Origin of the sequence: Citricoccus sp., from assembly GCF_035445025.1 — a bacterium.
Classification (GTDB): domain Bacteria; phylum Actinomycetota; class Actinomycetes; order Actinomycetales; family Micrococcaceae; genus Citricoccus.
Genome location: NZ_DAOMPX010000020.1, coordinates 50,674 through 63,624 on the forward strand (window position 1 = coordinate 50,674; position 12,951 = coordinate 63,624).

Annotated in this window: 8 protein-coding genes; 5 read left to right on the forward strand and 3 right to left on the reverse strand. The window is 72.8% G+C overall.

The genetic code is table 11. From position 1 onward, the window contains the following. Positions 1-65: 65 nt before the first annotated feature. A complete protein-coding gene (locus PLJ28_RS08485) occupies positions 66-1,469 on the reverse strand; it encodes a phosphotransferase (protein WP_255459451.1) in 1,404 nt (467 codons plus the stop codon). Positions 1,470-1,663: 194 nt separating this feature from the next. On the opposite strand from PLJ28_RS08485, the gene nudC reads away from it, so the two are divergent. Together nudC and PLJ28_RS08495 are read left to right on the forward strand one after the other, a co-directional pair. Continuing rightward, on the forward strand, positions 1,664-2,674 hold the full coding sequence (gene nudC, locus PLJ28_RS08490) for an NAD(+) diphosphatase (protein ID WP_298044010.1): 1,011 nt from the start codon (positions 1,664-1,666) through the stop codon (positions 2,672-2,674). Positions 2,675-2,697: 23 nt separating this feature from the next. Continuing rightward, the gene (locus tag PLJ28_RS08495; RefSeq protein ID WP_183526929.1) at positions 2,698-4,878 is read left to right on the forward strand and encodes an ATP-dependent DNA helicase UvrD2; all 2,181 of its coding nucleotides are present in this window, start codon (positions 2,698-2,700) and stop codon (positions 4,876-4,878) included. Here PLJ28_RS08495 and PLJ28_RS08500 read toward each other — a convergent pair whose 3' ends face one another. Then, positions 4,879-5,922, reverse strand: coding sequence for a hypothetical protein (locus PLJ28_RS08500; protein ID WP_183526926.1), 1,044 nt, complete (start codon positions 5,920-5,922; stop codon positions 4,879-4,881). A 135-nt stretch (positions 5,923-6,057) separates the two neighbouring features. Here PLJ28_RS08500 and PLJ28_RS08505 point away from each other — a divergent pair, with 135 nt between their 5' ends. Beyond that, positions 6,058-6,684, forward strand: a complete 627-nt coding sequence (locus PLJ28_RS08505; protein ID WP_183526923.1) for a M48 family metallopeptidase — start codon at positions 6,058-6,060, stop codon at positions 6,682-6,684. On the opposite strand, the gene PLJ28_RS08510 is transcribed toward PLJ28_RS08505, so the two are convergent. After that, complete coding sequence (locus PLJ28_RS08510; RefSeq protein ID WP_183526920.1) at positions 6,681-8,174, reverse strand: zinc-dependent metalloprotease; 1,494 nt, start codon at positions 8,172-8,174, stop codon at positions 6,681-6,683. The two genes, PLJ28_RS08505 and PLJ28_RS08510, sit on opposite strands and share 4 nt — an antisense overlap. A 201-nt stretch (positions 8,175-8,375) precedes the next feature. On the opposite strand from PLJ28_RS08510, the gene PLJ28_RS08515 reads away from it, so the two are divergent. Both PLJ28_RS08515 and PLJ28_RS08520 read left to right on the forward strand, forming a co-directional pair. Further along, a complete protein-coding gene (locus PLJ28_RS08515) occupies positions 8,376-9,512 on the forward strand; it encodes a YlbL family protein (protein ID WP_183526917.1) in 1,137 nt (378 codons plus the stop codon). A 288-nt stretch (positions 9,513-9,800) separates the two neighbouring features. Beyond that, positions 9,801-12,776, forward strand: coding sequence for a UPF0182 family membrane protein (locus PLJ28_RS08520; RefSeq protein WP_183526914.1), 2,976 nt, complete (start codon positions 9,801-9,803; stop codon positions 12,774-12,776). Positions 12,777-12,951: the final 175 nt, after the last annotated feature.

Genomic DNA, 12,951 nt, shown 5'->3' on the forward strand with positions numbered 1-12,951 from the left:
CTGGATCGGCCCGGCCGCGCCGGGCCGGTTCAGGACCGCAAGCCGGTTCAGGAGGGCGAGCCGGTTCAGGAGGGCGAGCCGGTGTCCCGCTCGATCCGCAGCTGCCGGACCTCGTCGAGATCCAGGGTGGTCGTGGGCGGTTCCTCGGCGCGGTGCGATCCCGAGAACCCGGTGTCACCTCCGGGCTGGTCCACGGCCTCGTCGGGCGCGTGCCCGGTGGCGCCGCCCTCGTTCTCGGACCCCACCTCGGATCCCGCCTCGGGCGCGTGCTCGGTTGCGCCGTCCTCGTCCCCGGTTCCTGCCTCGGGGGTGTCCACCGGGTCGTGGTCGGTGATGACGGCGTCGTCCTCATCGTCCTCGCCGTCCACGAGGTCCTCGTCGTCCATGTCACGCGCCTCCGGCGCAGGGGGCCCGGCCGCGTGCGAGCCCGTCCCCTCGGCGACCGGGGACGCCGGCGCGCTCGCGCCCAGGTCGGATGCCGTGTCCGCGGCCGCCACCACGGCGGCGGCGGCCGGCGTCGTCACCGGGCGCGGGCCGGGCCGGGCCAGGCTGATCTCCTGGCCACCGTGGTCCTCCACGTCGTCCCGCAGCTCCAGGAGCATGGCCTCGGCCTCGGCCGCCATGTCCTCGTCGTCGTTGGCGACGCCCCGGACGAGCCACTGGGCGAGCGCGAACTCGGCGGCCAGCGCCGCGCGGCGCATCAGGTGCTCGTCCGCCACGGTCCCGCCCGTGCGGTGCTGCCAGTAGGACCTCACGACGGCGTCGGTGAACTGCTGGTCACCGGAGGAGGCCAGCCAGGAGAAGTCGTCGGCCGGGTCCCCGATGTGCAGGTCGGTCCAGCCGGTCACGGACACCACGCGGCCGCGGTCCACCAGCAGGTTGTCCTCGTGCAGGTCCCCGTGGGCCACGACCGGGGTGAAGTCCCAGAGTTCCATCTCCTCGAGCGCGTTCTCCCAGCGGCGCAGCAGCACGGCGGGGATCCGTCCGGTCGTGGCGGCCTGGTCCAGCTCGTTGAGCCGGCGCTGGCGGAACTGGTCGGCGGTGTACACCGGCAGGTCGGCGTTCTCCACCACCTCGGCCGGCAGGGCGTGCACGGCGGCGATGACCCGGCCGATGTCGTCGATGCCGCGGGGTCCCAGCCCCGCCAGCTCCTCGATCTCCAGCTCGCGGCCGGGCATGTCGTGGTAGACGAAGGTGCGCAGCCCGTCGATCCGGACGGCACCGGCCACGGAGGGGGCGCGGAAGGGCAGCGCGGCGCGGACGGCGGGGGTGAACCCGGAGAGGACCTGGAGCTCGGTCTCCAGCCGCATGGCGGCCTCCTCGTGGCGGGGGGAGCGCACGCGCCACCGGTTCCCCTGCCGGTCGAGCACGACGGCGGCGGAGAAGTCGCGGGGATCGTCCGGCGAGCCGACCACGCCGGTCGGAGCCAGGTCCGGGATCGCGGCGCTGGCCAAGGCAGCAAGTTCCATGGGCGTACGGTTCACGTACCCAACCGTACTTTCCCGCCGCCCGTGCGCGGCTCGTGCGGGGCGGCGAGTCGCCCGAATGACACCTCGAGGTGCGGTGTGCACCGGGCGGGCCCCGTCCGCCGCCGCCGTGTGGGATCGTCCACAACCGGGCGGGCGGCCCCTGGACCGTCCCCGCCGGACGGTACCTTGGAGGCATGCGAATTCCGGATGAGACCCTGCCTGCCCTGGGCCGGCTGCCCCTGGCCCGGGAGGACGTGGACCGCGGCTGCGAGGTGCGCGCCCACGAGGGGTGGCTGCAGGAGGCCTGGACCCGTCCGGAGGCCAGGGTGCTGTGGCTCAGCGGCAGGCGCGCCCCCGTCCTGGGCGGTCAGCTCGTGCTGGCCCGTCCGGAGGGGGACCTGCCGGACGGCGCCGTCTACCTCGGCCGGTCCGCGGCCGCCCTCGTGAGCCCGGACCCGGCCACGGGCGGGACCGGTGCCGTGCGCGCCGAACTGATCCTGCTGACCGCGGACGAGCACCCCCGGCTGGCGGGTCCCGAGGCCGGCGGGGTGCCCGTGGACCGTCCGGAGGACGTGAACTGGGTCGGGCTGCGGGACGTGGCCGCGGCCCTGACCGACCGGGACGCCGGGGTGTTCGTCGAGGCCCAGGCCATCGCCAACTGGCACGCCACCCACACGCACTGCCCCCGCTGCGGGACGCCGACCACCCCGGCCCAGTCCGGCTGGGTCCGGGTCTGTCCCGCCGACGGCTCCGAGCACTTCCCGCGCACCGACCCGGCGATCATCGTGGCCATCACGGACCGGGACGACCGGATCCTGCTCGGCAACAACACCGCGTGGGGGCCGGGCAGGTTCTCCACGCTGGCCGGCTTCGTGGAACCGGGGGAGTCCCTGGAGGCCGCCGTGGTGCGGGAGATCCACGAGGAGTCCCAGCTCGTCGTGCACTCACCGCAATACCTGGGCTCCCAGCCCTGGCCCTTCCCGCAGTCGCTCATGCTCGGCTTCTCGGCCGTCACGGACGAGCCCGATGCCGCCGCGGCCGACGGCGAGGAGCTCGCCGAGGTGCGCTGGTTCACGCGGGAGCAGCTCCGGGACCAGGTGGCCGCCGGGGACATCACCATCCCGGGGGCCACGTCCATCTCCCGGGCACTGATCGAGCACTGGTTCGGCGGGGACCTGCCCGAACCCCGCACCCTGCAGAACTGACCGAGAGCACCTACCGGAGAACCGTGACCGAACACCCCGAGGAACCCCGCGACATCCTGGCGGGCCTGGACGCCGAGCAGCGCCAGGCCGTCACCACCCTGAACGGACCCCTGTGCATCCTGGCCGGGGCCGGCACCGGCAAGACCCGCGCCGTCACCCACCGGATCGCCTACGGGGTGCAGACCGGCGTGTTCGACCCGCACCGCACCCTGGCGGTCACCTTCACCGCCCGGGCCGCCGCCGAGATGCGCACCCGGCTGCGGGACCTCGGCACGCACGGGGTGCAGGCCCGTACCTTCCACTCCGCGGCGTTGCGCCAGCTGCAGTACTTCTGGCCCCAGGTCGTGGGCGGAACGGTGCCGGAACTGGTCGAGTACAAGGTCAACCTGCTCGCCGAGGCGGCCCGGCGCCTGCGGACCACCACGGACCGTGCCGCCCTGCGGGACCTGGCCGGGGAGATCGAGTGGGCGAAGGTGTCCATGCACACCCCGGACGGCTACGCCGCCGCCGCGGCGGGACGGGAGATGCCCGCCGGGTGGGACGCGAACGGGGTGGCCCGCCTCTACCAGGGCTACGAGGACGTGAAGTCCGACCGCAACCTCATCGACTTCGAGGACGTGCTGCTGCTGATGGTCGGCATCCTGGAGACCGAGCCGAAGATCGCGGCCCAGGTCCGGGACCAGTACCGGGTGTTCATCGTGGACGAGTACCAGGACGTCTCCCCGCTGCAGCACCGGCTGCTGGACCTCTGGCTGGGCGGGAGGCAGGAGCTGTGCGTCGTCGGGGACGCCTCGCAGACCATCTACTCCTTCACCGGGGCGACCTCCCGGTTCCTGCTGGACTTCCGGGCCCAGTACCCGGAGGCCACCGTCGTGAAGCTGGTCCGGGACTACCGCTCCACCCCCCAGATCGTGGACCTGGCCAACCGGTTGCTGGACGAGCGGACCCGGCAGCAGGTGCCGATCCCCGGTCCGGACGGCACCCGCGGGCCGATGCCCCGCTGGGCCGAGCCGCTGGAGCTGGTCTCCCAGCGCCCGCACGGGCCGGCCCCGGTGTTCGCCGAGTGCACCGACGACGAGGCCGAGGCCGGCTGGGTCGCGGCCCAGGTGAAGACGCTGCTGGACGAGGGGATCACCGCCGCGGAGATCGCCGTGCTGTTCCGCACCAACGGGCAGTCCCAGGCCCTCGAACAGGCCCTCGCCGCCGCCGGCATCGGCTACCAGCTGCGCGGTGGAGAGCGGTTCTTCTCTCGCCGCGAGGTGCGCGACGGCATCCTGCAGCTCCGCGCGGCGGCCCGTTCCGCCCAGGACGTGGCGGGGGACCAGGTGCCCGGCCGGGTGAGGGACGTGCTGGCCTCGCTGGGCTTCACGGAGACCGCCCCGCAGGCCTCGGGCGCGGTGCGGGAGAAGTGGGAGTCCCTCAACGCCCTGGTCGCCCTGTCCGAGGAGCTGGCCGCCGCGCGCGGAGACCAGTTCACGCTGACGGACCTGGTCGCCGAGCTGGACGAGCGGGCCGCCAGCCAGCACGCCCCCACCGTCCAGGGTGTCACCCTCGCGTCCCTGCACTCCGCCAAGGGCCTGGAGTGGGACGCCGTGTTCCTGGTCGGGCTGTCCGAGGGCCTGATGCCCATCAGCTTCGCCCAGACCCAGGAGGACATCGACGAGGAACGGCGGCTGCTGTACGTGGGCATCACCCGGGCCCGGTTGCGGTTGTTCCTGACCTGGACCCTGGCCCGCGGCACCGGAGGGCGCTCCACCCGCAAGCCGTCCCGGTTCCTCGAGGCGCTGGACCCGGAGGCCGGATCCCGGCACGGGGCCCAGTCCCGACGCCGGCCCTCCGGTCCGGGCGGGAACGGCACCGGCACGCGGGGCAACGGCCGCAAGCGCTCGCAACCGGCGCTCTGCCGCACGTGCGGGGCCCTGTTGGAGACCGGAGCCGAGCGGAAGACCGGTCGGTGCCTGGACTGCCCGGCCACCTATGACGAGGCCATGTTCGAGGAGCTCAAGGCCTGGCGGCTGTCCACCTCCCAGGCGGCCTCCCTGCCGGCCTTCGTGGTGTTCACGGACGCCACCCTCGTGGCGATCGCCGAGGCCGCCCCGAAGACCCCCGCCGAGCTGCTGCGGATCCCCGGGGTCGGCCGGTCCAAGCTGGAGAAGTACGGCCAGGACGTGCTGGAACTGGTCAACGGGACCACCCCGGCCTGATCACCCGGGGACGGCTGCCCCGGTGACGCACCCGCAGTCCCGGTGCGGGGGCACCGTCAGGGTGTCCACGCGGCCCGAGGCGGCCTGCAGGTGCAGCATCGTGCCGTCCGTGACCGTTCCGGTGTCGATCCACTGCAGCAGCTGCCGGGCCGCCAGGGCGCCGGCGGCCGTGGCCAGGGTAAGCTCCTCCCGGCCGGCCCTTGCCGCCAGCAGCGCGTCGGTCCGCGTGGAACGCAGGGGATCCGTGGCCGCCGCGGCCAGGTCCCAGCACAGCGGGCAGCCCGGCGCCCCGGGCGCGCACCACGGTCCGACCAGCACGTCGTCGTCCCGGACCACGACCGGCAGCAGCGGGTGGTCGGCGGCGCGCGCCAGGGCCACGGCCTCGAGATCGACCGCGCCGAGGGTGACCAGCACGGTGACGTCACCGCCCGGTCCCGGCCTGGCCGGGGACGTGAGCGGCAGGACGACGGGGTCGAGGCCGAGGTCGTCGATGCGCCGGGCCAGGGCCACCGGACGGATCCGTCCCAGGTCGGCGGGCAGGTACCCGGTGCCCAGGTCCCCGGTGGCCACCTCGGTGCAGTCCCACAGGACCAGCCGGCCGACGCCGGCCGCGGCCAGGCTGCGCGCCACGGCCGCGCCGGTCCGGCCCAGTCCGAGGACCTGTGCACCGGCCCGGTGACGCCGGGACACGATCTGGGCGGCACGCTCCCGGGAGTCCACCGGGCCGTGGTCGACGGCCAGGGCCGTGGCGACGTCCTGGGCGAGGACGTCGGCGGCGTGACCGGGGCCGGTGCCGGCCGGGGAGGGATGCCGGTGCAGGAAGCCCTCCAGCGAGGAGACCAGCGCCCGGGCCTCCGCGGGGTCCAGCCCGCAGTCGCGCACCACGTCCGGTTCCCGACCGTCCTCGATCCCGGACTGCATCCGGTCCAGGAACGCGAGGACCTCGGGCGAACAGCCGGACAGCTGGGTGGACCCCGTGCCGGACCCGATCTGGACGGCGTCCGGTGTCAGGCGGACCAGGGACAGGCCGGGGTTCAGGCGCATGGGACTCCTCGGGTGACCAGGCGGGGCTGGGGTCGTCCGACCATCGTGACACCACAGCGGCCGACCGCGGCGGGGTTGTCCACAACCCTCCCCGCGGGTCCCGGGCCGGCCGGTGCGCGACGGCAGAATGGACCCATGACCTCGACGCGCGGACGACGCCCCGCCGGCCCCGCCCGGCCCACCCGCCAGACCCTGGACCTGGAGGTGGACGGCACCCCGGTGCGCCTGGTGCGCTCGGCCCGGCGCACCCGGACCATCTCGGCGTCCTGGCGGGAAGGGCGACTTCAGGTGTCCGTGCCCATGGGGCTGGCCTCCGAGGAGGAGCACGAGTGGGCACGCAGGATGATCCGCAAGGTGGAGGCACGACGGCCGCAGGGCCCGGCCTCGGACGGCGAGCTCCTGTCCCGCGCCCGGGCGCTGGCCGGCCGGTACCTGGAGGGACGGGTGGACCCGCGCGAGGTCGTCTGGTCCACCCGGCAGCAGCGGCGCTGGGGATCGTGCACGCCCAGCACCGGCCGCATCCGGTTGTCCACGGAACTGGCGGACATGCCCGGCTGGGTCCTGGACGGGGTGATCGTCCACGAACTGGCACACCTGGAGCACGCCAACCACACGGCGGCGTTCCACGCCCTGGCGGACCGCTACCCGAGGCAGCGCGAGGCCATGGCCTTCCTGTCCGGGGTCAGCTTCGCGACCGGCCGGGGCCTGTCCGCCCCGGACGGGGAGCCGGACGGCCCGGACGGGGACGAAGCCGGAGGCTAACCCGCCGAGGGGCGGTCCCCGGGCTGGCCGGAACCGTCCGGGCCGCCGGTGTCCTCGCCGCGGTCCTGGTCGCCCCGGCCCTCATGGTCGTCGTACCCGCCCTCGAGCAGCTTGCGCAGGTCGTCGTCGAAACCGGCCGCCGCCTGTTCGCGCTTCTCGCGCCGGGCAACGTACCCGGCCGGGTCGTCAAGGTCCTCGCCGGTGGGCTGCAGTTCGGGGTGTCGCCAGATGTCGTCCCGGTACGCCCGGCCCTTCTCGGCCCCGATGGTCTCCCACAGGGTGGCCGCCTCCCGCAAGCGGCGGGGGCGCAGGTCGAGGCCGACCAGTGCCCCGAAGGCGTGCTCGGCGGGTCCGCCGGTGGCCCTGCGGCGGTTGATCGTCTCCCGCAGCGCGTTCGCCGCGTCCAGCGGGGCGGCCGCCTCGGTGACCACCACGTCCACCCAGCCCTCGATGAGCGCCAGGGTCGTCTCCAGCCGGTCCAGGGCCGCCTTCTGGGGGCCGGTGGGCTCGGGGATGAAGGACGCTCCCGAGAACGCGGCCTGCATGGACTCCGGGTCCGTCGGGTCGATCGACCGCGCGGCCTCCTCGATCCGGGACATGTCGATGTGGACCCCGGCCGCGTACTGCTCGATGGCCGCGTACAGGTCCCGCTCCAGCCACGGGGAGTGGACGAACAGGCGCATCCGGGCGACCTCGCGCAGGGCGAGGTAGATCCGGATCTGGTCGTCCGGGACCTGCAGGCCGTCGCCGAACTCCTCGATGTTCACCGGCACCATGGCCAGCTGGTGGCCCGCCACGGGGAAGCCGGGATCGGTGCCGGAGAGGACCTCCTGGGCCAGCGCCCCGACCGCCTGGCCGAGCTGGAGGCCGAACATGGTGCCCCCGAGGTTCTTGAGCATCGGCTGCAGGCCGCCCAGCATGCCCTGCATCTCCTCCGGCACCTGGCCCGGGAGCTGTTCGTTCATCACGCGGGTCATCGCCTCGGACATGGACACGGCCACGGGCTCGGTCAGCCGGCGCCAGGTGTCCATGGAGGCCTCCACCCACTCGGCACGGGACCAGGCCTTGCCCAGCAGGCCTGTCGACTCGATCTCGGTGGTACCGTCCAGCCAGAGTTCGGCCAGCCGCAACGCCTCGTCGATCTCCCGCCGTGCGAACGTGCCGACGGTGGGGTCCTGGCCGGCGACGGCCTGGCGGGCCGACTGGCGGGCGAGGGTCCAGTTCACCGGGCCGTCCTCGGGGGAGGACTGCATCATGGCCTGGAACTGCTGCATCATCTGGCCCATCATGGCCGGGTCGAGCTGCGAGGGGTCGAACGGCAGCCCGCCGGGCATGCCGCCCGGGCCGGCGCCCGGCCCGCCACCCATCCCGCCGAGGGCGCGGCGCAACTCCTCGGGGTCCGGACCGTCGCCGCCGAACATCCGGCGGAGCATCTCGGACAGCGGGTCGTCTCCGTCAGAGGAACCGGGGCCGTTGGGGGGATTCGTCATGGCCACCAGAGTATCCGCGCCAAAGGCCCGTGTCCGCAGCGCACGCACCGGTTCACTGTGGGCGCACAGCCGGCGTGCCGCACCCCCTAGAATGAAGTGCAGACCAGAGCCTCCCGGACCCGTCCGGGAGGCCCGCCCCTGCCACCCGGACGGTGCACGCCGCCATCCGGTGCAGTAGCCCATGAAGACAGGTGCCCCGCCGTGCGAGAGAACGGACACCCGCCGACGACGCCGTCGGCCGCGCCCGGATCCGGCGCCCCGGTCTCCTTCGCCCAGGCCGCGCGACGCTCCCGGGCCTCGCGCCGCCGTCGCCGGCTGACGATCGCCTCCGGGGGCGTGGCCGGGATCCTGACGCTCACGGCGCTGGCACTGCCCACCCCCTACATCATCGAGTCGCCCGGCCCCACCTTCAACACCATCGGAGAACACGACGGCTCGCCCGTGATCACCGTGGACGGCGCCCGGACCTATCCCACCGACGGTGCCCTGGACCTGACCACCGTCTACGTGTCGGGGCCGCCGACCGGATGGACCACCTTCCTGGACGTGGTCGCCGGCTGGGCCGACCCCACCCAGACGCTGATCCCCAGCGAACTCGTCTACCCCTCCGGCACCACGTCCGAGGAGGTCACCGAGGAGAACGACCTGGCGATGACCACCTCGCAGAACTGGGCCGTGGCCGCCGCGCTCGAGAACCTGGGGATCGACTACCGGCAGCAACTGTTCGTGGCGGACTTCGCCCCGGAGTCCCAGGCGACCGGGGTGCTGCAAGCCGGGGACCAGCTCGTCTCCGCCGGTGGCGTCGAGGTGACCGGGCTCGAGGGACTGAAGGACCAGCTCAACCGGTCGGACGGGCACACCGTCGACCTGGGGATCGTCCGCGACGGGACCGGGAGCACCGTCCAGGTCCCGGTGTACCCCGGACCGGACGGCAGCTGGCTGCTGGGCGTCTACCTGGACTCCGACTTCGAGTTCCCGGTGGACGTGACGATCTCCCTGGAGGACGTGGGCGGCCCCAGCGCCGGGATGATGTTCGCCCTGGGGATCATCGACGAGATGACCCCGGGCGCGATGACCGGGGGCCGGCACATCGCCGGCACGGGCACCATCGACCCCGACGGCACCGTGGGGGAGATCGGCGGCATCGTGCAGAAGGTGGCCGGGGCCCGCGAGGCCGGCGCCGAGCACTTCCTCGCCCCGGCCGGCAACTGCGAGGTGCTGGCAGGACGGGTCCCGGAGGGCATCGACGTGTACGCGGTGGGCACCCTGGACGAGGCCAGGTCCGCCGTGGAGGCCCTCGGCAAGGGGCAGGCACCGCGGGCCCCGGCCTGTGGCTGAGGTGCGGGTGAGGACTTGGACAACTGGAGACGAAGTGCGCCGGTCGGCGCAGAGGGGTAAGGGCACGTGAGTTTCGGACAAGGGTTTGGCGGTCTCTTCGGGGGACCTGACGATGGACGCGGTGGCGACCGCGGCCCGGGCGGTCCGGGTGGACTGTTCGGCGGCGGGGCGTCCGGCCCGGGCAGACCGGGTGGCCCCGGCCGTCCCGGCGAGCCCGGCGGCGGCAATGAGGCCGGCGCCTCCGGTCCCGGCGGGCGGCCCACCGGGCCACGGCGCCCCTCGGCGCTGGTGCTCACGATCGTGGTGGTCGCCGCGCTCGCGGTGCTGTTCATGTTCTTCGCCGGCATCTACGCGGACGTCCTCTGGTACAACCAGATCGGGTACTCCGAGGTCTTCTGGACGGAGATCTGGACGCGGGCGGCCCTGTTCCTGATCGGCGGCGCCATCATGGGCGCCGCCGTGTGGCTGTCCATGTGGCTGGCCTGGCGCAGGCGGCCGCAGAACCTGCACACCCAGACCCGGGACAGCCTGGCCCAGTACCAGAGGCAGCTGGAGCCGATGCGGCGCCTGGTCTTCATCGGCATCCCCGTGGTGATCGGCTTCTTCGCCGGGTCCGCCGCGATGAACGCCTGGCAGGACGTGCTGCTGTTCTTCAACCAGGTGCCCTACGCCGGGGCACCCGGGGAAGCGGTCACGGATCCCGAGTTCGGGCTGAACTACACCTTCTACATGGCCACGCTGCCCTTCCTCGGCCTCGTGGTCGGCTACCTGATCTCGGTGGTGCTGATCGCGGGCATCGCCGGGCTGCTGGTGCACTACCTGTACGGCAGCGTCCGGGTGAAGGAGCAGGGCGGGGTCGTCATCGAGCGCCCGGCCCGCGTGCACATCGCCGTCTTCGCCGCGCTGTTCCTGCTGCTGCAGGCGGCCAACTACTGGCTCAACCGCTACCGGACCCTGCAGTCGCAGGACGGCACCTGGGCCGGGGCCATGTACACGGACGTCAACGCCGTGATCCCCACCTCCACGATCCTGGCCGTGGCCGCCCTGCTGGTGGCCGTCCTGTTCGTCGTCACCGCCTTCTCCGGCCGGTGGCGGATCTCCCTGGTCGGCACCGCGGTCCTGGTGGTCGCGGCCATCGTGGCCGGCGCCGCCTACCCGTTCCTCATCCAGGAGTACCAGGTCAAGCCCTCCGAGGAGACCCTCGAGCAGGACTACATCGCCCGGAACATCGAGCACACGCGTGAGGCCTACGGGCTCTCGGCGGTGGAGGCCACGCAGTACGCCGGCTCCACCGACGCGCAGGCGGGCAGCCTCGAGGGCGAGGCCGAGAACACGGAGAACGTCCGCCTGATGGACCCGAACCTGCTCTCGCGCACGTTCGGCCAGCTCCAGCAGTTCCGGCCGTACTACTACTTCCCGGACACCCTGCACGTGGACCGCTACGACGTCGAGGGCGAGAAGCAGGACACCATCATCTCTGTGCGCGACGTCAACGTGGACCCGACGTCCTCGTGGGTGAACCAGCACATCATCTACACCCACGGGTACGGCGTGGTCGCCGCGGATGCCTCCGAGGTCGCCGCGGGCGGCCGTCCGTCCTTCCTGCTCTCCGGCATCCCCACCAAGGGCGTGCTGGGCGACGACACGAGCTACGAGCCCCGCATCTACTTCGGCACGAACTCCCCGAGCTACTCGATCGTCGGGGCCCCAGAGGACGCCCCGGCGCGTGAGCGTGACCGGCCGCAGGACGCCAGCAGCGAACAGGACACCAGCTACAGCTTCACCGGTGAGGGTGGGCCGTCCGTGGGCGGGTTCTTCAACCAGCTGGTCTACGCCATCAAGTTCGGCTCCACGGAGATCCTGCTGTCCTCGGACGTGAACTCCGAGTCGCAGATCCTCTACGACCGTGACCCGGTCGAGCGGATCGAGAAGGTGGCCCCGTACCTGACCGTCGACTCCAACGCCTACCCGGCGATCGTGGACGGGCGCGTGCAGTGGATCGTGGAGGGATACACCACCTCGGACTCCTTCCCGTACTCCACCGCGCAGCAACTGGACTCCGCGACCCGGGACGCCCTCAACACGGACGCCGCGACCAACCTCACCGGCCGGGTGAACTACATCCGCAACTCGGTGAAGGCCACCGTGGACGCCTACGACGGCTCCGTCACCCTGTACGCCTGGGACGAGGAGGACCCGCTGCTGCAGGCCTGGCAGAAGGTCTACCCGACCTCCCTGCAGCCGTACTCGGAGATGAGCGCTAACCTCATGGACCACGTCCGCTACCCGGAGGACATGTTCAAGGTCCAGCGCGAGCTCCTGGGCCGCTACCACGTGACCAACCCGGTGGACTTCTACCAGAACAACGACGCCTGGTCCGTCCCCGCCGATCCGACCCAGGACGACCCGACGGTCAAGCAGCCGCCCTACTACATGACCCTGCGGATGCCGGGCAAGGACGAGCCGGCGTTCTCCCTGACCAGCAACTTCATCCCGCAGATCACCCAGGGCGCCCAGCAGCGCAACGTGCTGTACGGGTTCCTGTCCGCCAACGGCGACGCCGGCACCGGCAAGGACGGCGAGAAGGCCGAGGGCTACGGGCACCTGCAACTGCTCGAGCTGCCGCGCCAGACGGCCATCCCGGGACCGGGCCAGGCCCAGGCGAACTTCGACTCCAACGCCCAGGTCTCCCAGGAGCTGAACCTGCTGCGCCAGGGTGCCTCCGAGGTCATCAACGGCAACCTGATCACCCTGCCGGTGGCCGAGGGCATCCTGTACGTCCAGCCGGTCTACATCCAGTCGACCGGCCCGACCTCCTATCCCACGCTGCGCAAGGTGCTGGTCGCCTTCGGCGAGGAGGTGGGCTTCGCCAACACCCTGGAGGAGGCCCTGGACCAGGTGTTCGAGGGTGACTCCGGGGCCTCCACGGCCGACGGACAGGACCCCTCCACGGAACCCGGGGAGGGGGAGCCCGGTTCCCAGCCGCAGGCTCCGGAGAACCAGAGCGCCCAGGAGAAGCTCAGCCAGGCCCTGACGGACGCCAACGAGGCGATCCAGGCCTCCGAGGAGGCCCTGGCCTCGGGCGACTGGACAGCGTACGGCGAGGCGCAGAAGCGCCTCAACGACGCGCTGACGCGGGCGACACAGGCGGACGACGAGATCCGCGGTGCCGCCCCGGACAACGCCCAGGGAGGCGAGGCGCCCGCCGAGGGCGCCGAGCAGCCCACGGACGGCGCCACGGAGGGTGCCGGCACCGAGGGCTGACCGCGGCCGCCGGCGCACTCTCCGGCTTCGGGGGCAGGGAGACCTGCCCCCGAAGTGTTTCCCGGGGCCCCGCGCCGACGATTTGAGTTCGTGCCGCATGGTCTGTATAGTCATTGAAGTCGACGCGGGGTGGAGCAGTTCGGTAGCTCGCCGGGCTCATAACCCGGAGGTCGCA